A 19377-nucleotide genomic window follows, 5' to 3' on the forward strand; every position below is an offset into this window, starting at 1 on the left:
GCCCCTCTCGAACTCTCACGGCAAGGGTCGAAGGGCCCTTGGAACCCTTGGGTCAGGGCGCGCGCAGGAGCACGACGCTGACGTTGTCGCGGGCGCCGCGAGCGACGGCGAAGTCGATGATGGCAGTGGCGTTGGCGCCCTGCACGAGAAGCCCTGCGAGTTCCCCTTCCGGTATCGCCTTGAACAAACCGTCGCTGCACAGCAGCAGCAGGTCGCCGGGGGCGATGCGGCCGCTCACCTTGTCGAGCACCAGCTCGCCCGTGGCGCCGACGGCGCGGAGGATGACATTGGCCTGCGGATGCGCCTCCGCTTCCGCCTCGGTCAGCGTGCCCTGGTCGACCATCTCCTGCACCAGCGAATGGTCGCGGGTGACGCGTTGCAGAAGGCCGTCGCGCAGCAGGTAGGCGCGGCTGTCGCCAGCCCAGAGGCAGGCGAAATGGCCGTGGCGGGCGATCAGCAGCACGACCGTCGTGGCGATGATGCGGGTCTCGCCGAGGGCTGCGGCCTGGGCCTGCAATTCGGCGTGGACGCCGGCAAGGCGGAGGCGTGCCTGAGCGAGCATCTCGGCGGCGGAGAGGCCAGGGGGGATGGCATCGAGCGCGGCGGCGACGGCCTGGCTGGCGACGTCCCCGGCACCGTGGCCGCCGGCGCCGTCCGCCACGGCCCAGAGGCCGAGATCGGGGCGATGGACCAGGCTGTCCTCGTTCCGCTTGCGCACGGCGCCCGGGTGGGTCGCCGAATCGGAGACGAGTCCGGGCTCGATCGAGGGGCTCATGGCCGGGCATCCAGCAGCAGGACGAATTCCGCAGGCTCTGGCAGGGCGGGGAGCGGCCAGACCAGGCCGGGCTCGCCGGCCGTCCACCAGCCGGGCTCCGGTGCCTCGGCGGGGTCGGCCTCGCCCGGTGCGGGGAGAAGGGCGGCGAGCGCATCGGCCGTCAGCGCCTCGGCCTGGGCGTGGCGGAGCAGGCCTTCCAGCGTGGCGAACCAGGGGGCGGGCCAGAGCACCTGCCCGTGGGGCACGCCGGGGGCGGTGGCGGCGAGGGTAAGGGGGAAGCGGCGGCCGACGCCGTCGATCGAGCAGGCCATGACGCCGGCGACCGCCTCCGGCCCGCAGGCGCCGGCGGGGAGGGCAAAGCGCCAGGCAGGGGCATTCACCCAGGCGGCGTCGAAGCCATCGCCGAGGCTGTCGCGCGCGGCGGTCATGCCGGCTTGCAGCCAGGCATCCCAGGGCTCGCAGAAACTGGGCGGCAGCGCGCGGCGCACGAAATCCCCATGCGCGGGCAGCTTGCCATGGAGGCCGGTCACGGTGCGAGCTGTGGGCATCGGAATTCCTGCAGCTCGCGCAGGCCGAAGGGGTGGATCGTGCTGCCGGTCCGCAGCTCGAATACCGCCGAGCGGTCGCCCTGGGTCACCGTTGCCCGCAGCCTGGCAGCCTGCCCGGTGGCTTGCAGGGTCGATTGCCGGCCGGCGACCAGCTTGAAGGCGGACCAGCCGCTGTCGAAGGCGAGCGGACCGGCGGAGGAGGCCGGCTCGAAATTCAGGGTGAGGTTGCCGCGGCTCGGCCAGCCGAGAGGGATGGCCCGGCCGATGCCCCCGCGCGGCATTTCATAGCGGGTGCCGTCGACTTCGAGGATGGCTCCCTGGGCGTTCGGGTCGAGGCCCTGGGGGACCAGCTCGAAGCGGAGGCCGCCCATCATCGCGCCGCCGGGGAAGAAGGCGTCGCGGATGGCCTGGGCGCGCTCGAACTGCAGCACATCGGCCTGGGTGACCGGCGGGGCGAGGCCCGCGGTCGCCACCAGCCGCCAGGGGCGCTGGGTGGTGTCGACATAGGGGCGGATCCACTGGGCGAAGAACTGGTCGAGCGCGCCGCCAGGACCGAAGAGCCGGGCGAAGTCATCGACCGGCATGTCCTGCGCCGAGTCGCGGCGGAAGGGGAAGGGGATGCCGCGCGGGTCGGCCAACGCGCGGCAGACCGGGCCGAGCGCCTGGCCGCCGGCCGCGGCGATGGCCGCCTTGGCGCCGCCGCTGCGCTGGGCGGCGGTCGACTGGCCGAGGGCGGTCAGCCAGCGGGCCAGCGGCTGCGGCTGGCGGGCGGCCTCGGCGAGCAGGCGCTGGCCGGGGTCGAGCCCGGCCGTCGGCGCCGGTACCACTGTCCCCGGCGGGGAGGAGGCGAGGCGGGCGACCTGGACATAGAGCTCGTTGACGATGACCAACACGCCATCAAGCGGCTGGCCGGCGGCGGTGCGCAGCGCCTGGAACCGGGTCTCCACCACCTGGGCGACGGGCTCCGCGCCGGTGGGGGCCGCAGCCTGGCCCTGCGCGGCCTGGACGCGCTGGGCCTCGGCGCCGCGGCCGGGGGCCGTCCAGCCCTCGGGTGGCGTGCCGGGGGAGAGCTGGCGGGCCGCTGACCGCAGCAGGTCGCGGATGGGCGAAGTGGGCGCGCCGAGCACGTTCAGCCCCTCGGCCGCGTCGGTCAGGTTGCGGAAGGGGGGCAGGACGAGGTCGTCCAGCATCGCCTGCCAGGTGCGGGCATACTCCTCGGCATGGAGGCCGAGCACGGCCGCTTCGAGACGCGCCGGGTCCTCGGCGCCGGAGGCCTGGGCCTCGGAGCCGAGCACCCAGGCCTCGCCGGCGGCGGCGCGCACGGCGTCGCCGAGGGCGGGCATGAGCCCCTTGTAGAGCCCGTCCACGGTGTAGAGGCCGGGGACGCCCTCGGTCAGCGGGCGGCCGGAGGCGCGGGTGAAGAAGCGCTGGCCGGCAGGACCGACCGCCTCGGCGGGCGTCCAGGGACGCAGTTGCTGGCCCAGGGGACGGAGGCGGGAATAGACCCGCTCGGCCATCGGCAGGCGGGAGAACACGCGGCGGGCGCCATCGACCAGCGCGCCGTCCAGCGGATAGGCGGAGAAGTCCATCGCCAGCAGGGCGTCGAGATGGCCGAGCAGCGCATCGCGCTGCGGCGCGCCGGTGGCGCCTGGGAAGCTGCGGAGCCAGTCGGCGAGTAGCCATTCGCGGACCAGCGGCCGGTCGAGTGGGCCCTGGCGGCCGAGCATCAGGTAGACGCGCGTCGCCTCGTAGAGGAAGTCGGGGCGCTGGAGGTTGGCGCGGATCTGCGCCTCCAGCCCGGCGAGCAGGCGGGGGAGCATCACCCGGTCCAGCGTGCGGCGGTAGGCGGCTTCGGCGCCCGTCGCCAGCTCGGCTTCCTGCGAGAGGCCCAGGCCGCCGCCGGGGGTGCGGGCGGCGGCGGACAGGGGTTTCGCGGAGTCCAGATAGGGGAGGACGGCGGCGAGGTTGGCGTCGAGCACCGGGTCGAAGCGGACGGTGCGGCCGGCGCCCTCGGCCTTGGCGAGCGCCTCCTCGAGGGCGGCGGCGCGGAGTTGCTCAGCGGTATAGGCGCCGTAGGACCAGGTGAGGCCGCCGAGCGTGACCACCGCGGCGAGGGACCAGGCGGCGATGGCGACCATGCGGCGGCGGCGCTCGGCCCCGCGGTCGCGGGCGGCGAGGCGGGCCTCGCTGAAGACCACCTCCCTCAGCAGCCGGCCGAGGAAGAAGCTGCGGCCGCGCTGGCCGAGCACGCCGACCGGGCGGCGCGGGTCGAGGCCGAAGGCGCGGCTGAGGGCGCCGGTCAGACGGTCGATCGGCGTGCCTTCCTGGGTGCCTGAGGCGAAGTAGACGCCGCGCAGCATCGGCGCCGGGTCGAGCCGCGTGCCGCCGAAGGCCGCCTGGACGAAGCCGCCGACCGGCTCGGCCAGCGAGGCGACCTGGCCGGGGAAGGCCATGATGGCGGCGCGCTGCGAGGGGCCGCGTTCGGCCTGCAGGCGCTCCAGCAGGCGGGCCTGGAGGCGGGTCATCAGCGCGCCGAACTCGGCCGCGAATTTGCCGGCGGTGCCTTCGGGGCCGGACTCGAGCGGGAAGGTCACGCCCCAGACCTGGGCGCGCGTCTCCTTGTCGAGGTCGTCGAAGAATTCGGTGAAGCCGGAAAGCAGGTCCGCCTTGCTGACCAGCAGGTAAACCGGCAGGCGCTGGCCGAGCTTCTCCTCCAGCTCCTTGATGCGCTTGCGGACGGCGCGGGCATGGTCCTGCCGGCCCTGCACGTCGAGCTTGCTCAGCATGTCGACGCCGAAGCAGACCAGCACGCCGTTCAGCGGCTGGCGCGGGCGGTTGCGGCGGAGCATGGCGAGGAAGCGGTCCCAGCCGGCCCTGTCGGCGGCGGCGTCGCTGTCCTGCGTGGTGTAGCGGCCGGCGGTGTCGATGAGGACGGCGCGGTCGGTCAGCCACCAGTCGCAGTTGCGGGTGCCGCCGACGCCGGCGACGCGACCCTCGGCGAGGGGGAATTCGAGGCCGGACTGGGCGATCGCCGTGGTCTTGCCGCTGCCGGGCGGGCCGATGAAGACGTACCAGGGCAGGTCGTAGAGATAGCCGCCCTTGCCGCCGGTCGCCTGCTTCAGCGCGGCCAGCGCGGCGGTCAGCTTCTCGCGGAGCGCGGCCTCCTCCTCGGCGCTGGCCTGGGCCGAGGGGTCGGGGGCGGCGGCCTCGGCGACGAGAGCCTTGTCGCGCTTCGCCCGGCGCAGGCCGATCAAGGCGACGGTGACGAAGAAGACGATGACGGGGAGCGCCGCCAAGGCGAGGCGGGGGAGGAAGGCTTCGAAGGGGTAGACGTCGCCGGCGCCGATCAGCGGGCCGTAGACCCAGAAGAGCGCGGCCATGGCGAGAGCGGCGACGAGGCCGGCCAGTGCCGGGACGGAGCCGAGGACGGAGAGGAGGGCTTCCATCAGCGGGCGCCCCCGTAATTCACCACGACCTCGATGCGGCGGTTCTCCTCGCGGCCGTCGGGCGTCGTGTTGGTGGCGACGGGTTCGCTCTCGCCGCGGCCCTCGGAGGCGAAGCGGGCGCGGTCGCCGCCGGTCGCCGCGGCGATAACGTCGAGGGCCGACTGCGCGCGGGCGGCGGAGAGGTGGTAGTTGGAGGGGAAGCGGGCCGTCCTGATCGGCTGGTTGTCGCTGTGGCCAAGGATCTGCACCGAGCCCGGCTCATCGCGCAGCGCCTCGCCGATGCGGTTCATCAGCGGCAGGAAGCGCGGGTCGAGCGCGGCGCTGCCGGAGGCGAACATGCCGCGGTTGCGGATGCGGACGACGACGCGGTTGGGGTCGGCGAGCACGGTGACGAGGCCCTGCTGGATCTCGGGGGCGAGGAACTGGCGGAGGCGCGCGGGCAGGTCAGGCCTCGCCGGCACGGGTGCGGGCGGCGGCGGGGCGGGCGGCACGGGTGGCGCCGAGCGCTGGATGGTCGGCAGGGCACCGGGTGGCAGCGCCGCGAGGCGGGCGAAGAGGTCTTCCGACCTGCTGCCGAGGCTGCTGGCGAGGCCAGCATAGGCGATGCCGAGCACGGCGATGGTCATCACCGCGGCGACCCAGCTCGGCACGCTGCGGCTGGTGCGGCGGTGCGGGGCGTCAACGCCGCGCCAGTGGGGCGAGAGCTCCCGCTCATGGGGGCCGCGGAGCTGGACGAGGAGCTGGTAGAGACCCTCGCGGATGCGGTCGAGTTCCGCGGTGCCGCGGGGGGAGAGGCGGTAGCGGCCCTGGAGACCGAGGGCGAGGCAGAGATAGGAGACCTCGAGCGCCTGGCGGTAGCGGCCGGGGTCCTTCTGCATCCCCGCCAGCATGTCGAAGAAGCGGTCGCCGGCCTTCACTTCCTGATGGAAGGTGGAGACGAGGGAATGGGCGCCCCAGCCGCTTTGCTGGCCCCAGGGCGTCGCCATGGCGACGTCGTCGATGGCGGCGCAGAGGCCGTAATGGGCCGCGCGGATTTCGTCCGGGCTGATCCCGGCGGCGCGGGCCTCGGCCTCGAAATCGCGCATGGCGCGGATGGCGCGCTGGCGCAGCTCCTCCGGGTTCGGGACATGGACGCTGGCGACGAGGCGCGAGAGCAGGTCGAGCAGCGGCGCGGCGGCGGCGGAGAGCGGGCCGAGGCCGACCTTCGGCAAGGTCTCCGCCTCGCCCGCCATGCGGGATGTCGGGCCGAAATCGGGTGCGGCGGGGGACGGAGCGCCGAAGGCCGGCGGCGTGGCGGCGGCGGCCGGCATCGGCGTGGTGGCGCGGGTGGGGCCGCGCACCACCGTACGGTCGCTGTCGTCGGGCTCGGAGAAGGGATTGTCGCTCATGCGAGGATCGCCCAGAGCTCCATGCGAAGATTGGGGAATTCACCGGCGACGTGAATGGCGAAGCCACCCGAGGTCTGCATCTGCTGCCAGTGCGGGCTGCCGCGATCCAGCTCGAAGTAGGTGGCGCCCGCATGGAAGGGGATCTGCCGCGGCGCGACGGGGAGGGGGCGCACGGCGATGCCGGGCAGCGCCACGTTCACCAGCTCACGAATATGCTCGACGGCACCGATCTTCACCTGGTTGGGGAAGAGGCGGCGGAGGTGCTCGGACGGCATCTCGGCCTGGACCGAGAGGACGAAGGAGCCGGCGCGCAGCCAGTTGCGGTCGGTGATCGGGCCGATGCGGACGCCGTGGCGCGCGTCGCGCAGCGGGATGGAGACGGCGTTCTGGTCGATATCGGCCGAGAGGGCGCGGCGCAGGTCGGCGATCACCGGAGCGAAGCTGCGCTGCAGGTCCTCGTGGCGGTAGCCGGGATAGGAGGCGGCGCGGCGGTTCGGGTCGGTGAAGGTGGCGAGCTCGCCGGCAAGCTGGACGAGGCCGCTGTAGAGCGCCTCGGGGTGGATGTTGCCGGCATCGGCCCAGTGGGCGAGCAGCGGCTGCCAGCGGTTCAGCGCTTGCAGGAGAAGGAACTGGCTGACATCGGAGACGCCGCGCGAGCCGGGCTGCGAGAGACGGCCGGCCAGGGCTTCGGCGCGCTGGCCGATCATGCCGACCAGCTCGGCGACCAGGTTGGCGAGCGGCGTGGCGGCGGAGATGCGGAGGCAGGTCGGGATGTAGCGCTCGTCGACGATGACGCGGCGGTCGGCCTGGACTTCGACGATGCGAGCGATGCCGATGCCGGTGAAGCCGGCGCGCTCCTCCGTATCCAGCATGAAGCGCAGCCGCGGGCGGCCGACCTGCAGTTCGGCGGGGAGGGTGCTGTCGGAATGGGTGTCGAAGGCCTCGAAGCTGCGCAGCGCGTAGCGGGCGCCGCCGTTCTCCGGCCCCTCGGTGAAGGCGACCTCGGGACTTCCGGGCTGGCGGAGGGGCGCGGCGAGGTAGACGACGGCGTTGCGGGTGCCCTCCGGCAGGTCGAGCGGGACGGGCTGGTCGGCCTGGCCGGGAATCGCGAAGGGCGTGCCGTCCTCCAGCACGCCGGCGGCATTGGCGAGGGCGAATTTGCCGGCGCCCAGCAGGTCGCGGTCGAGCGAGAGCTCCGTCACGCCCCAGGGGTGCGGGCGCAGCGGCGCGGTGCGCGCCTGGAGCAGGTGCTCCAAGTAGCGGTCCTGCTGCTGGAAGTGCTGGGCGCGGAGGAACATCCCCTCCTGCCAGACCACCTTGTCGTACCAGCTCATGCCCCGAACTCCCCCCGGCGGTGCCGGCTACCGCCCGCCATCCCTGCGCGACGCTTCCTCATAGGCCCGCGCGAAGGCCTTGCCGAAGGCGCTGTCGAAATCATCCTCGAACTGGTCGATGACCTGGCCGTGCAGCGCCCTGTAGGCGTCCCACAGCCGCTTCTCGCGGGCGCCGAGGAAGCCGCCGCCCTTGTCGGCCGCTTCGATGCCCGCGGGCGCCAGCTTCTCCAGCAGGGCGCGGGCGGCGGCCTGGGTCGCGGCGAGCGAGGCGACCTGGTGCGCGTTGAGGTCGGCGACCGTCTCCTCGACGGCCTTCACCTGCGGCCGGGGGCCGAGCAGGGCGGCCAGCGCCGCATCGTCAGTGGCGGCGAATTTCAGCGGATTGTTGCCGGCGGCGCGGAGCATGGTCTGCTCGATGCGGAATTCGCGCTTCACGTCGGCCCGGGCGATGAGCAGGGCGCGGAGCCCGGCGACGGCGGCACGGAGGCTGGCGCCGGCGGCGGTGAGGGCGGCGGCGGGGTCGACGCCGGCCAGCGCGGTCGGCGGCAGGCCGGCGCCTTGCAGCAGCAACGCGAGGGCGGCGCCGGGGGCGAGCGAGGCGGCTGCGGGCGGAGGTGCGGCGGCGGGAACGGCCGGGGCAGGCGCGGGGGTGGGCACCGGAGTGGCGAGGTTGGCCGGGGCGGGGATGGCGATGCTCGGCACCCCTTCCTCGGCGAAGGGATCGGCCGGCTCGGGCGCAGGCGGCGCGTCGGTGGGCGGGTCCCAGGCGGGGATGGCAGCGGCGGGCGGCGCGGCCGGCGGCGGGGCCTTGGGCGTAAGGTCGAAGTCGAGGTCCCAGTCATCCGGCAGCGCCGTCGCGGCGGGCACCACCGCGCGGGGCGGGGTGAAGGCGTCGGAGGCCGCGGGCCGGTGGTCCGGCATCGGCGCCTCGCCCAGGAAGGGGTCGAAATCCGCCGGCAGGGCGACGCCGCCGCTCGGCAGCGCCGGGGTGGCGAAGCCGGGGGAGGGCTCCATCGATGGCGCCGGGGCAAAGGGATCGGCGTAGGGGTCGGGGGCGGCGCGGCCGATCCCCGGCAAGGGAGAGGCGCCCCAGCCGGGGGTGCCGCCGAAGCCCTGCTGTGCGGCGGCGCTGATCCGCACCTCGATCTCGTAGCTGCCGAGACGGAGGCGATCGCCGTCGGAAAGGGGGGCGACCAGGTCGCGGCCGATCGGCGTGCCGGCGTGGTTGAGGAAGGTGCCGTTGGTCGAGAGGTCGCGCACCTGCCAGAAGCCGCCGCGGTACTCGAGCACGCAGTGGCGCTTGGAGAGCACGCGCTCCGGGTCCTGCAGCTGCCATTCGCATTCGAGGCCGCGGCCGATGCTGAGGTCGCCGCCGGAGGAGCTGCGGCTCTCGGGCACCGCGGCCTCCGGGCAGCGCAGCACGTTGAGGGTCAGCTGCATCTCAGCTCACTATGACGGTGGGACAGCCCAGGACGACACTGCCGCCATGCGCCGTCATGCTGCCCATATACGCGGCGGGTTGGCCCTTGATGAACACCTTGAAGGAGCCGAGCGCGATGACGTCGGGCGGGCCGACGCAGACGCACATGTCGCCGACGCGGGCGGCGGGCAGCCCGCCGATCAGCACCGTCACCCCGCCCGGCGGCAGGATCGGGCCGCCGACATGGGGGACCGGGCCGGTGAGCATGGGGCAGACATGCATGTCGGTGATGCGGGAGGCGGGGGGCATCAGCCCTCTCCTTCGGGCGGCAGGCGGCCGGCGCCACCGGTGCCGATGTCGCGGGCGCTGGCGATGAAGCGGGGGTAGCGCACCGGGGCGCGCTCGGGCGCGGTTCGCACGGTGGCGAGCACCACGGCACCGGCGATGGCGACGCCGGTGAGGTGCTCGGCGGGCGGGACCACCGGCTGGCCCTCGGGCGACATGCTGCCGCCGGACCAGAAGGCGCCGACCGCGGCCCAGGCTTCCGTGCTGCGGAAGGCGGCGCGCTCGGCGGCGGCCATGGCGGCGCGGCGGGCGGCCTCGTCGGGGCGGCGCACCCAGGCCTCGGCGGCGTCGAGCGCCTGCGCATCCTCCGCCCGTGCCGCCGGGTCGGGCACGGCGCGGGCGCACATGCAGGCCCACCAGACGGCCTCGCGCTTCGGCAGGGCATGGGCGAGGAGGCGGAGCGCCTCGGTCATGCGGCCGGCGCCTTCGAGCCGGGCGAGCGCCGCCTCGGCATCGGCGAGGCCGGCCAGCAGCGCGCTGCCCTCGGCATCGAGCTCGAGCCGGGGGAGCAGGGGGGAGAGGGCCACCAGGAGCTTGGAGGCGGGGCGTGCCGTGCTCATGCCGCTCACCCGATCATCACGATGGCGCCGGAGGCCTGCAGCATGGCCGTGCCCTTGACCGTGGTCATCATGCCCTGCGCGTCGAGCTGCAGCTTGCCGTCCAGCTTCACCATCATGCCGCTGATGGTGATGCCCATCTGATCGAGCTTCAGCTCGGAGGTGCCGACCTTCAGCGTGATGCCCTGCATCGCCTCGATGGTCACCGCGCCGAGCGAGGTCTTCACGCTGTAGTTCCCCATGTCGAGCACGGTGCTCATGTTGCCCATGGAGAGCTTGAGGTCGTGGTTGCCCATCTTCAGGGTCTGCGAGAGGTTGCCGGTGCTGAGCGTGTAGGTGTCGTTGCCGGTCTTGATGGTGGTCTCGCGGTTGCCGGTGTTGACCGTCAGCGTCTCGTCGCCCTCGACGGTCGTCGTGCGCTTGCCGGTCTTGACCAGGCGCGTCTCGTTGCCGTCGCGCACGGTGGTGTCGAGGTCGTGCTTCACCAGCACGTTCATGTCGAACTCGGCTTGGATATAGACCTCCTCCGAGCCCTTCTTGTCCTCGAAGCGCAGCAGGTTGGCGTTGTCCTTGCCGCCGCCCTTCGAGGAGCGGGTGGTGATGCCGCTCTGGGTGTTGAGCGAGGGCATGGCGTAGGGCGGCGGCGCTTCCTGGTTGTGGATGCTGCCGAGCACCACGGGCTTGTCCGGGTCCCCGTCGAGGAAGCCGACCAGCACCTCGTCGCCGATCCGCGGCAGGAACCAGGTGCCGCCCCACTTGCCGGCCCAGGGCTGCGAGACGCGGACGTAGCAGGAGGTGTTCTGGTCCTTCTTGCCGTACCGGTCCCAGAGGAACTGGACCTTCACCCGGCCGTGCTGGTCGCAGTGGATCTCCTCGCCCGAGGGGCCGGTGACGATGGCGCTCTGCAGGGCGGGCATGGGCGGGCGGCGGCGCGGCGCGGCGTTGCGCCAGGCGCGGTCGGCGGGGATGGCGACGAAGCTGTTGCCGTAGTGCGACTGGCCGTCGCCGACCAGCTGCGTCTCGTCCATCGCCTCGTGCCGGAGGGCGGTGACCAGCCACGGGGTCACCGAGCCGTCGAGCCCCTCCTGCACCTTGATCTTGCCGCCGGCGAAGAGGGCGGCGACCTGGGTGCGGCCCTCGGCGGAATCGGCCTGGGCCTCGTTCTGCTCCATGCCGATGGTCGAGGGGTCGCCACCGGGCTGGACCGCCTGGCCGGCGCCCCAGCGATAGACCTCCCAGGTGGCGGCATCGGGCGTGGGGAGCCTGGTCTGCGCCGTGGCCTGCAACAGGGATGAGGGCTTCAGCATGTCGAAGTCGTAGCCGACATGCTTGCCGGGCTGCAGCGCGCCGGAGACGCGCCAGTCGGTGACGGCGTCGGCCTCGTTGGAGGCGGCGCGCACCACGAGCGTCTCGCCGGGCACCTGCGGGAAGTCGGCATTGGCGCCGGTCACCGTCAGCGTGTGGTCGTTCCCGCCGTGCTGGAAGAAGTAGCCGGCGCCGACCTCGTCCATCAGCCGGCTGGCAAAGTCGAAATCGGTCTCGTGGAACTGCACGCAGTAGGGGCGCGGGGTGGAGGGCAGGGTGCCGAAGCGCACCGGGGCGACGCTCGCCTCGCCGAGGATGGCGGTGAGGATGTCCTGCACCGACTGATCCTGGAAGATGCGGCAATCCGCCGTGCGGGTCATGTTCCAGAGCAGCGGCACGGCTTCCAGCCGGTAGGCGGTGAGGCCGCGCTCGTGGCCGGCCACCTTGGCGAAGGCGCGGACCATGCCGTTGAAGTGGCGCTCCGGCTGGGTGCCGAGGGCGATGGTGCAGGTGATCGACTTGCCGAGCAGGTCCTTCGGGGTGAGGTCGCTCTTCGCCGACAGCACCTCCGCCTCGATGACGAAGGGACGGCCGATCGCCTCGGTGACGCTGAGATGGCGCAGGACCAGCACATCGGGGCCGAGCGGCGAGGTGATCCCGAGGAGCCTGCCCGACTGGCTGATCTCCGGCGAATCCGACATGCCCCCCCCTACGCCCCGTTCCGCTATCATACAGGGCCCCTACTACCGGTGGAATACCGCGATCCACCCCGGCCGGCGCGACTTTCGCGACGACGTGAGCATTATGGTGACGGCTGCAACCCGGCCGATGAGGCGGCGGCCGGGCATTTGACCGGCAGCCTGGCCTCCATGAAGCTGGGACCTTCCGGGAGGACTGACGCCATGACCGAACGCCCCTTCACCCGCGCCGATCTCGATCTGCTGCGGCGCTGGGACACGCCGTCCATCTGCAACGCGCTCGAGCTGGTGGCCCCGGCCCGGCGGGGGCGCGGCTTCACGCTGAAGCCCTTCACCGCCGCCGATCCCTCCCTGCCGCCGCTCTGCGGCCTGGCGCGCACCGGGCAGATCCGCGCCGCCGCCCCCTCCGGCCGCACCCGGGAGCAGGACCGCGATGCGCGCATCGGCTGGTACGACTACGTCGCCGATGCCGACCTGCCGACCATCGTCGTCATCGAGGACCTCGACGAGACGCCCGGCATCGGCGCCTTCTGGGGCGAGGTGAACAGCGCCATCCACAAGGGCCTCGGTTGCCAGGGCTGCGTCACCAGCGGCTCCTTCCGCGACCTCGACATGCTGGCGCCGGGCTTCCAGATCATCGGCGGGATGGTCAATCCGAGCCATGCGCATGTCCACATGGTCGATTTCGGCCGTGACGTGCTCGTCCACGGCATGCCCTGCATGCATGACGACGTGGTGCACGCCGACCGGCACGGCGCCGTCGTCATCCCGGCGGAATGCGTACGGCAGCTGCCGGAGGCGATCGACCTCGTCGCCCGGCGCGAGGCGGTGATCCTCGAGATGGCGAAGCGGGACGACTTCGACATCCACAAGCTGAAAGAGGCGCTCTCGCGGGCGGACGAGATCCACTGAGGATCCGGCCCGGACCTGCGCTCGGCCTGGCGCTGCTGCTGGCCGGTCCGGCAGCGGCGGAGCCGGGCTGGGAGGAGCGGCTCGGCCTGCTGGCGCCGGCGCTCCGGGCCTGCCTCGACGGGGATCTCGGCGCCTATGTCGACGACGTGGGGCCGGCCGCAAACGGGCGGCTCGCGGTCAGGGTGCGGCGCGGGCGGGTGACGGAGCGCTGCCTGGTCGGCGAGCAGGGGCGCGTCGCGATGCGGCTGACGCTGGCCGATGCGCCGGCGCCGGCGCCCGCGGCGGCCGCCTATTTCCTCGAACGGCGCTGCGCCGACGCGCGACGGATCGCGGCGCCGGACGGAACGGTGCTGGGCTGGCTCGCCTATCCGGCCTGTTCGTAAAGCGCGCTGCGGACCTGGTCCTTCCCGCCGGCCTTGGCGGCGTACATCATCGCATCCGCCGCGGAGAGGGCGGCCTCGGCCGAGGCGGGCATGGAGTCGAAGCCGACCGAGCCGATCGACGCGGTGACTGGCCAGCCGCCGCGCGCCATGCCCTCGGCCAGCGCCAGGCGGATGCGCTCGGCCCGTTGCGCGGCGCCGGCGGTCTCGCCGAGCAGGACGCAGAACTCGTCGCCGCCGAGGCGGGCCAGGCTGTCCGTCTCGCACGTGGCCGCGCGCAGCACATCGGCGACGGCGCGCAGCACGGCATCGCCGGCGGCATGGCCCAGCCGGTCGTTCACGCCCTTGAAGCCATCGAGGTCGATGAAGAGAAGGGTGAAGGGGCAGCGCACGGCGAGCGTTGCATCCAGCGCCGTCATCAGCGCCGAGCGGTTGGGCAGGCCGGTCAGCCCATCGGTGACGGCCAGGTCGTGCATGCGCCGCATCGCCCGGCGCAGCTCCAGCGCCGTCGATACCGAGCGGGCGAGGCCGGAAAGGATCTCCAGCTCCTCCTCGCTGGTCGAGCGCGGCGCGTGGTCGAGTACGCAGAGGGTGCCGAGGGCGAAGCCCTCCGCATTCACCAGCGGGATGCCGGTATAGGAGCGGAGGCCGGGATCGGCGTGAACCAGCGGGTTATCGGCGAAGCGCGGATCGACCCGCGCATCCTCGATCACCAGGGGCTGGCCAGGGTCGAGGATGGCATGAGCACAGAAGGCGAGGTTGCGCGGCGCCTCGGTGAGCTCCGCGCCGTGCCGGGCCTTGGCCCAGATGCGCTCGGCATCGATCAGCGAGACCAGGGCAATAGGCCGGCGGGTGAGCCGGGCAGCGAGGCGGACGATGTCGTCGAAGGCGGCCTCGCACGCCGTGTCCAGCACGGCATAGGAGCGCAGCGCGGCGAGGCGGCCGGTTTCGTCCGGCGGCAGCGGGGCGGCGGGCATGATCGGTGGTCCTGGTTGGTTGCATCCATGTTAGCACAACCACTGGATGATATCCCATGCAATCTCCCGGGAGGCTGGACAAGCCGCGGCGGCTCGGCCCGAATGGCGCGGAGCATGGGAGGCGGCATGGCGGAGAGGCAGGTGCTGGCGGTGGTGCGGCCGGACTGGGTCGACCACTACGGCCACATGAACATGGCTTACTATCTGGCGGTGTTCGACATAGCGACGGACCAGCTCTGGCCGAGCCTCGGCCTCGGCAAGCCGCTGCATGCGGAGGGGTTCGGCACCTTCGCCGCTGAGGCCTGGGTGAATTACGTGCGCGAGGTGCGGGAGGGCATGCCGCTGTCCTGCACGAGTGAGGTGCTGGCCTATGACGGCAAGCGGCTGATCGCGGTGCACCGGATGCTCCATGCCGAGGAGGGCTGGCTCGCCGCCGAGAACGAGGTTCTCTACCTCTGCATGGATCTTGCCGTGCGGCGGGTGGGGCTCTGGCCGGCGCGCGTGCTGGAGCGCTTCGCGGCGGCCTGCACCGGGGCGGCGCCGCGGCGGCTCGTGTTGCGGCGCCGCGAGGGCTAGGACAAATACCCAAGCCGGACTCAGTGATCGCCGGACCGCGGATCATTCGATCGCGCTCTATTCGGCCGAGATGTTGGCGCGGCGGATGACCTCGGCCCAGCGGGCGAGGTCGCGGGCGATGACGGCGGCGAACTCCTCCGGCGTGCCACCGGCAGGCGTCATGCCCTGGGCAGCGAGCGCCCCCTGCGTCGCGGGCTGGCGCAGCCAGTCGCCCAGCACCGCGTTCAGTCGGGCGATGAGCGTGGCGGGCAGGCCGGCGGGGCCGAGCAGCCCATACCAGAGATCGACCTCGGCGCCGGGCAGGCCGCTCTCGGCCATGGTCGGCACGGCGGGGGCGGCGGGGCTGCGCTGCGGGCTGCCGACCGCGAGCAGGCGGATGCGGCCATCGGCGGCGAGCGGCAGGGCGGTGTGGACGGGCAGCACCATGGCGGCGACGCGTCGGCCGAGCAGGTCCTGGATGGCAGGGGCGCTGCCGCGATAGGGGATGTGGTCGAGCGTCGCGCCGGCCTCGACGGCGAAGAGCGCCATCGCCAGGTGCTGCGGCGTGCCGATGCCGGGGCTGGCGTAGTCGAGTCCCCCGCGGCGGGCGAGACCTGCGAACTCGGCGGCGCTGCGGGCGGCGACGTCCGGATTCACGGCGAGGACCAGTTCGCCGAGGCTGAGCCGAATGATGGGGGCGAAGCTGGCGACCGGGTCGTAGGGGACCTGGCGGAAGAGGCTTGGGTTCATCACGAAAGTATTGGCCTGGAGCAGCAGCGTCCGCCCGTCCGGCGCGGCGCGGGCGGCGGCCTGCGTGCCGATATTGCCGCTGGCGCCCGGGCGGCTGTCGACCACCACCGGCTGGCCGAGGGCGGCTTGCAGCACCGGAGCGACGAGGCGGGCAAGCAGGTCCGGCCCGGTGCCGGGTGTGAAGGGGACGATGATGCCGACCGGCCCCTCCTGCGCGGCGGCCGGGGTGGCGAGGGAGAGGGCCAGAAGGGAGCGGCGGCTGGGCGGCATGGCGGGCGCCCCCGTCAGTCGATCTGGAGGTTCATGCGGCGGAGGAGGGGAGCCCAGCGCGCGGCCTCCTTCTGCATGAAGGCGGCGCAGTCCTCCGGCCCGCTGCCGATGGCGAACTGGCCCTCGGCGAGCAGGCGGTCGCGGAAGCCCGGTTCCTTCAATGCCTCGCCGGCGGCGGCGGCGAAGCGGGCGATTGCGGCGGCCGGGGTGCGGGCGGGGGCTACCAGGCCGAAATAGGTTTGCGCCACCGCCTCCGGCTGCGTCTCGGCGAAGGTCGGGACCTCGGGGAAGCCGGGCATGCGCCTGTCGCCGGTCCAGCCGATGATGCGGCCCTGGCCGTTGCGGTGCGTCCCGATGGCCGAGGCGCCGCCGACCACCAGCACGTCGAGCGTGCCGGCGAGGAAGTCGTTCAACTGCTGCGCGTCGCCGCGGTAGGTCACGTCCTGCATGCGGATGCCAAGCTGCTCGGCGACCAGCACGGCGGCGATGTTGTTGAAGGAGGAAGGGCCGTTGGTGCCGTAATTCAGCCGGCCTGGCTGCGCCTTCGCCAACGCCACGAATTCCGGGATGGTCTTCGGCAGATGGTTCTGCAGCACGAAGGCGAAGGGCAGGATGCTGAGCAGGGAGACGGGGGCGAAATCCTCCGGCCTGTAGGGGAGGCTGCGCATCAGCAGCGGGTTGAGCGTCAGCGTGGTGCCGGAATTGACGAGGAGGGTGGCGCCATCGGGCGCGGCACGTGCGACGTATTCGGCGCCGACCACGGTCGCGGCGCCGGGGCGGTTCTCGACCTGGAGGGGCTGGCCAAGCAGGGGAGCCATGCGCTCGGCGAGCAGGCGGCCCATGAGGTCGGTCGAGCCGCCGGGCGGGAAGGGGACGACGAGCGTCACCGGCCTGCCTTGCGCCAGGGCGGGTTTGGCCAGATCGGGCATGGCGAGGGCGGCGGCGAGCAGGCTGCGGCGCGCGATCCTGGTGCTTGGCATGGTTTCCTCGCGGTCGTTGCGCCCAGCCTTGCATGGCCGCGCCGCAGTGGGGAGATGGAGTAGGGAGGTGGCGCTCGACGCGGAGCGCCGGTCCACCTGCCGTGGGCGGGCGGAGAGCCGACATGGCCGAAGGCTGTTGCCGCTTCGGGCAACCGCATCACTGGGCATCATGGTGCCAGCCGCCAAGCGGGCGTCGGTCACGGGCGGCGTCATAAACCGGACGCCCATCTCGATGCCGGGGGCTACTACATCAAGCTCCCGGCGAAGCGCTCCGCCAGCTTCTGCTTTCCGAACGCATCGGTCACCCAATCGACAAAGACGCGCGTCTTGCGAGGCACCAAGGTCCGCGACGCATAGTAAAGCGAGATCGCCCCCGCATCGGCATACCAGCGCGGAACGAGGCGTATGAGCTGGCCGCTCTCCAGCGCAGGCAGCGCATCGGGCACGGCCAGCATCGCAGCGCCGAGGCCGAGCAGCGCGGCTTCGCGCATCGCAACGGGATCGTTGACCACGACGCTTTCCGGCAGGAGCACGGGCATCTCCTGTCCTGCCGCGTCGCGCATGGTCCATCGCCGGATCCGCCCCGTCCGCGGTGCGCGCATCACCACCCCTTCCAGCGACCGCAATCCGGCCGGGTCGGCAGGCCGTACCCGCCCGGCCATGTAGCCGGGCGAGGCGACGGCGATGATATGGGCCGGCGCCAGCGCGCGCGCGACCACGCCCGGGGACAGCTCGAACCCGCCGCCGATGGCGGCGTCGTAGCCCTCGGCCACGAGATCGACCGGCCGGCTCTCGAAGTGCCATTCGGGCCGGATGCCTGGATGACGTGCGAGGAGGCCGGGCAGCAAGGGCAGGATGTAGGTCAGGCCCAGGGACGGCGGCAAGCTGACTTTCAGGGTACCCGCCGGCTCCCCACCGCCGGTGGCTACCTCGGCGATCGCGGCCTGGATGCCGTCCAGCTTTTCGGCGATCCCCACGCGGAAAGCCTCCCCCGCCTCGGTCAGGGTCAGCCGCCGTGTCGAGCGGTGGAATAACCGCACGCCCAGGTTCCGCTCCAGCATGGCGACGTTGCGGCTGACTGCGGCCGGGGTCAGCGACATCCGTCGCCCAGCCTCGGAAAAGCTGCCGTGCTCCGCGCTGCGGATGAAGGATTCGAGGTTGGCCAAGGTTTCCACATGCTGATTTTCAATGAAGCCTTGAAAGTCTGGCAAGCCGTTCTCGGCTAATCCTCGGTGAACGAAGGCGCGATCTTCCAGCCATCGAAGCAGGACGGATCACCGGCCATGACGCAGACCCTTCTCCCCCTCGCCGGCAAGGCAGCGCTCATAACCGGCGGATCGCGCGGCATCGGCGCGGCGATCGTGCGCCGCCTGGCCCGGGATGGCGCTGACGTCGCCTTCAGCTATGCCGCCTCGCGCGAGCGGGCCGAGCAGGTCGTCGCCGAGGTCGAGGCGCTCGGCCGGCGCGCGGTCGCCATCCGGGCCGACCAGGCGATTCCCGCCGAGGTGGCGGCGCTGGTCCGCGATGCCCATGCCGCCCTCGGCCGGCTCGACATCCTCGTCAATTCCGCCGGCGTCTTCGTCACCGGCATGGTCGGTGACGCGGAGGCCGACCTCGCCGCCTTCGACCACCAGCTTTCGGTCAACGTCGGGGGCGTGGCCGCCGCGGTGCGCGCCGCGGTGCCGCTCATGTCGGATGGTGGCCGCATCGTCTCCATCGGCACGACCGGAGCGGTGCACGTGCCCTTTCCAGGCGTCGCCGACTACGTGGCCACGAAGGCGGCGGTCGCGGCCTATACCCGTGGCTGGTCGCGTGACCTTGGGCCACGCGGAATTACGGTCAACCTGGTCCAGCCGGGCGCCATCGACACCGAGATGAACCCGTCGGACGGCCCGTTCGCGGCGACGCTGAAGGGCCTCGCCGCGCTCGGCCGCTACGGCCGGCCCGAGGAGGTCGCCGCAGCGGTCGCGTTCCTGGCCGGCCCGGACGCCGGATACGTCACCGGCGCGACGCTGAACGTCGACGGCGGCCAGTCCGCCTGACCATTCCATCCATCAAAGCGGAGAACGCATCACCATGCCCAGCATCGGCATCATCGGCGCCGGCAATATCGGGCGCGCCATCGCCACGGCGCTCGCCCGCCACGGCATCGCCGCGACCCTGTCGAACAGCCGCGGGCCCGAAAGCCTGAAGGACGTCGTCACGGGCATCGGCCCGACCATCACGGCCGGCAGCCGCGAGGACGCGGCCTCCAGGGACATCGTCTTCGTGGCGGTGAACTGGTCGAAGCTGCCGGAGGCGCTCGCCGGACTGCCCAACTTCGGCGGGCGCATCGTCGTCGACGCCAACAACCCGATCGAGGCGCCGCTGTTCCGGCCCGCCGATCTGGGCGGCCGCGCTTCCTCCGAGATCGTCGCGGAGCTCGTGCCCGGCGCGCGGCTGGTGAAAGCGTTCAACCACCTGCAGCCGCAACTCCTCGCCGGCGATCCCGCGGCCGAGGGCGGACGGCGCGTGCTGTTCCTGTCGGGCGACGACGCCGATGCGAAGGCGCAGGTCGGCGCCCTGATCGAACGGCTCGGCTTCTTCGGGATCGATCTCGGGCCGCTCGCCCTGGGTGCCCGGCTCGTCCAATTCCCGGGCGGCCCGCTGCCGGCCCTCAATCTCGTCCGGTTCGGCTGAGACGAGCCGCCGGTGCCATTGGTGCCTCCATTCGCAGGCCGGCCCTGACCTGGCCAAG

18 protein-coding genes are annotated in these 19377 nt (G+C 72.7%); 5 read left to right on the plus strand and 13 right to left on the minus strand.

The genetic code is table 11. The features are described 5' to 3' along the window. Positions 1–52 precede the first annotated feature (52 nt). The 9 genes from JMJ56_RS03550 to JMJ56_RS03590 are packed head-to-tail and all read right to left on the minus strand — an operon-like array spanning position 53 to position 11819. Positions 53–775, minus strand: coding sequence for a PP2C family protein-serine/threonine phosphatase (locus JMJ56_RS03550; protein ID WP_236037401.1), 723 nt, complete (start codon positions 773–775; stop codon positions 53–55). After that, a complete protein-coding gene (gene tagF / locus JMJ56_RS03555) occupies positions 772–1323 on the minus strand; it encodes a type VI secretion system-associated protein TagF (RefSeq protein ID WP_202830204.1) in 552 nt (183 codons plus the stop codon). The genes JMJ56_RS03550 and tagF overlap by 4 nt, the downstream gene beginning before the upstream one ends. After that, positions 1302–4769 (minus strand): type VI secretion system membrane subunit TssM, encoded by a 3468-nt coding sequence (tssM, locus tag JMJ56_RS03560; RefSeq protein ID WP_202830205.1) that lies wholly within the window; start codon positions 4767–4769, stop codon positions 1302–1304. The genes tagF and tssM overlap by 22 nt, the downstream gene beginning before the upstream one ends. Next, positions 4769–6157 (minus strand): type VI secretion system protein TssL, long form, encoded by a 1389-nt coding sequence (gene tssL / locus JMJ56_RS03565; RefSeq protein ID WP_202830206.1) that lies wholly within the window; start codon positions 6155–6157, stop codon positions 4769–4771. The genes tssM and tssL overlap by 1 nt, the downstream gene beginning before the upstream one ends. Next, entirely contained in the window at positions 6154–7491 is a 1338-nt protein-coding gene (tssK, locus tag JMJ56_RS03570; RefSeq protein WP_202830207.1) for a type VI secretion system baseplate subunit TssK, read from the minus strand. Before tssK ends, tssL begins: the two co-directional genes overlap by 4 nt. Before the next feature lie 27 nt (positions 7492–7518). Then, on the minus strand, positions 7519–8931 hold the full coding sequence (tagH, locus tag JMJ56_RS03575) for a type VI secretion system-associated FHA domain protein TagH (RefSeq protein ID WP_202830208.1): 1413 nt from the start codon (positions 8929–8931) through the stop codon (positions 7519–7521). A gap of 1 nt (position 8932) precedes the next feature. Next, complete coding sequence (locus JMJ56_RS03580; protein ID WP_202830209.1) at positions 8933–9220, minus strand: PAAR domain-containing protein; 288 nt, start codon at positions 9218–9220, stop codon at positions 8933–8935. Further along, the gene (locus JMJ56_RS03585) at positions 9220–9816 is read right to left on the minus strand and encodes a DUF6931 family protein (protein ID WP_202830210.1); all 597 of its coding nucleotides are present in this window, start codon (positions 9814–9816) and stop codon (positions 9220–9222) included. Before JMJ56_RS03585 ends, JMJ56_RS03580 begins: the two co-directional genes overlap by 1 nt. A 5-nt stretch (positions 9817–9821) precedes the next feature. Then, positions 9822–11819: a type VI secretion system Vgr family protein gene (locus JMJ56_RS03590; protein ID WP_202830211.1), complete on the minus strand. Its 1998-nt coding sequence runs from the start codon at positions 11817–11819 to the stop codon at positions 9822–9824. A gap of 201 nt (positions 11820–12020) precedes the next feature. On the opposite strand from JMJ56_RS03590, the gene JMJ56_RS03595 reads away from it, so the two are divergent. Together JMJ56_RS03595 and JMJ56_RS03600 are read left to right on the plus strand one after the other, a co-directional pair. Further along, positions 12021–12728: an RraA family protein gene (locus tag JMJ56_RS03595; RefSeq protein ID WP_202830212.1), complete on the plus strand. Its 708-nt coding sequence runs from the start codon at positions 12021–12023 to the stop codon at positions 12726–12728. A 146-nt stretch (positions 12729–12874) separates the two neighbouring features. Then, on the plus strand, positions 12875–13111 hold the full coding sequence (locus tag JMJ56_RS03600; RefSeq protein WP_202830213.1) for a hypothetical protein: 237 nt from the start codon (positions 12875–12877) through the stop codon (positions 13109–13111). Here JMJ56_RS03600 and JMJ56_RS03605 read toward each other — a convergent pair. Next, entirely contained in the window at positions 13093–14085 is a 993-nt protein-coding gene (locus JMJ56_RS03605; RefSeq protein ID WP_202830214.1) for a GGDEF domain-containing protein, read from the minus strand. The genes JMJ56_RS03600 and JMJ56_RS03605 overlap by 19 nt on opposite strands. Before the next feature lie 126 nt (positions 14086–14211). Here JMJ56_RS03605 and JMJ56_RS03610 point away from each other — a divergent pair, with 126 nt between their 5' ends. Further along, positions 14212–14661, plus strand: coding sequence for an acyl-CoA thioesterase (locus JMJ56_RS03610; RefSeq protein ID WP_202830215.1), 450 nt, complete (start codon positions 14212–14214; stop codon positions 14659–14661). A 57-nt stretch (positions 14662–14718) separates the two neighbouring features. Here the strand turns inward: JMJ56_RS03610 and JMJ56_RS03615 are convergent, their stop codons facing one another. The 3 genes from JMJ56_RS03615 to JMJ56_RS03625 form a co-directional block, all read right to left on the minus strand. After that, on the minus strand, positions 14719–15660 hold the full coding sequence (locus tag JMJ56_RS03615) for a Bug family tripartite tricarboxylate transporter substrate binding protein (protein WP_202830216.1): 942 nt from the start codon (positions 15658–15660) through the stop codon (positions 14719–14721). Between the two features lie 14 nt (positions 15661–15674). Next, entirely contained in the window at positions 15675–16640 is a 966-nt protein-coding gene (locus JMJ56_RS03620) for a Bug family tripartite tricarboxylate transporter substrate binding protein (RefSeq protein ID WP_202830217.1), read from the minus strand. A gap of 245 nt (positions 16641–16885) precedes the next feature. Further along, positions 16886–17806 (minus strand): LysR family transcriptional regulator, encoded by a 921-nt coding sequence (locus tag JMJ56_RS03625; protein WP_202830218.1) that lies wholly within the window; start codon positions 17804–17806, stop codon positions 16886–16888. Positions 17807–17923: 117 nt separating this feature from the next. Between JMJ56_RS03625 and JMJ56_RS03630 the strand changes: the two genes are divergently transcribed. Together JMJ56_RS03630 and JMJ56_RS03635 are read left to right on the plus strand one after the other, a co-directional pair. Further along, on the plus strand, positions 17924–18682 hold the full coding sequence (locus tag JMJ56_RS03630) for an SDR family oxidoreductase (RefSeq protein ID WP_202830219.1): 759 nt from the start codon (positions 17924–17926) through the stop codon (positions 18680–18682). Positions 18683–18716: 34 nt separating this feature from the next. After that, a complete protein-coding gene (locus JMJ56_RS03635) occupies positions 18717–19319 on the plus strand; it encodes an NADPH-dependent F420 reductase (protein WP_202830220.1) in 603 nt (200 codons plus the stop codon). Positions 19320–19377 lie beyond the last annotated feature (58 nt).

The sequence above is a fragment of the Belnapia arida genome, from assembly GCF_016773205.1.
Classification (GTDB): Bacteria; Pseudomonadota; Alphaproteobacteria; order Acetobacterales; family Acetobacteraceae; genus Belnapia; species Belnapia arida.

Coding starts and splice junctions, on each gene's coding strand:
- JMJ56_RS03630 (WP_202830219.1), top strand. CDS start 17,924: ATGACGCAGACCCTTCTCCCCCTCGCCGGCAAGGCAGCGCTCATAACC.
- JMJ56_RS03615 (WP_202830216.1), bottom strand. CDS start 15,660: ATGCCGCCCAGCCGCCGCTCCCTTCTGGCCCTCTCCCTCGCCACCCCG.
- tssK (WP_202830207.1), bottom strand. CDS start 7,491: ATGAGCTGGTACGACAAGGTGGTCTGGCAGGAGGGGATGTTCCTCCGC.
- JMJ56_RS03550 (WP_236037401.1), bottom strand. CDS start 775: ATGAGCCCCTCGATCGAGCCCGGACTCGTCTCCGATTCGGCGACCCAC.
- tagH (WP_202830208.1), bottom strand. CDS start 8,931: ATGCAGCTGACCCTCAACGTGCTGCGCTGCCCGGAGGCCGCGGTGCCC.
- JMJ56_RS03590 (WP_202830211.1), bottom strand. CDS start 11,819: ATGTCGGATTCGCCGGAGATCAGCCAGTCGGGCAGGCTCCTCGGGATC.
- JMJ56_RS03605 (WP_202830214.1), bottom strand. CDS start 14,085: ATGCCCGCCGCCCCGCTGCCGCCGGACGAAACCGGCCGCCTCGCCGCG.
- tssM (WP_202830205.1), bottom strand. CDS start 4,769: ATGGAAGCCCTCCTCTCCGTCCTCGGCTCCGTCCCGGCACTGGCCGGC.
- JMJ56_RS03610 (WP_202830215.1), top strand. CDS start 14,212: ATGGCGGAGAGGCAGGTGCTGGCGGTGGTGCGGCCGGACTGGGTCGAC.
- tagF (WP_202830204.1), bottom strand. CDS start 1,323: ATGCCCACAGCTCGCACCGTGACCGGCCTCCATGGCAAGCTGCCCGCG.
- JMJ56_RS03585 (WP_202830210.1), bottom strand. CDS start 9,816: ATGAGCACGGCACGCCCCGCCTCCAAGCTCCTGGTGGCCCTCTCCCCC.
- JMJ56_RS03580 (WP_202830209.1), bottom strand. CDS start 9,220: ATGCCCCCCGCCTCCCGCATCACCGACATGCATGTCTGCCCCATGCTC.
- JMJ56_RS03620 (WP_202830217.1), bottom strand. CDS start 16,640: ATGCCAAGCACCAGGATCGCGCGCCGCAGCCTGCTCGCCGCCGCCCTC.
- JMJ56_RS03595 (WP_202830212.1), top strand. CDS start 12,021: ATGACCGAACGCCCCTTCACCCGCGCCGATCTCGATCTGCTGCGGCGC.
- tssL (WP_202830206.1), bottom strand. CDS start 6,157: ATGAGCGACAATCCCTTCTCCGAGCCCGACGACAGCGACCGTACGGTG.
- JMJ56_RS03635 (WP_202830220.1), top strand. CDS start 18,717: ATGCCCAGCATCGGCATCATCGGCGCCGGCAATATCGGGCGCGCCATC.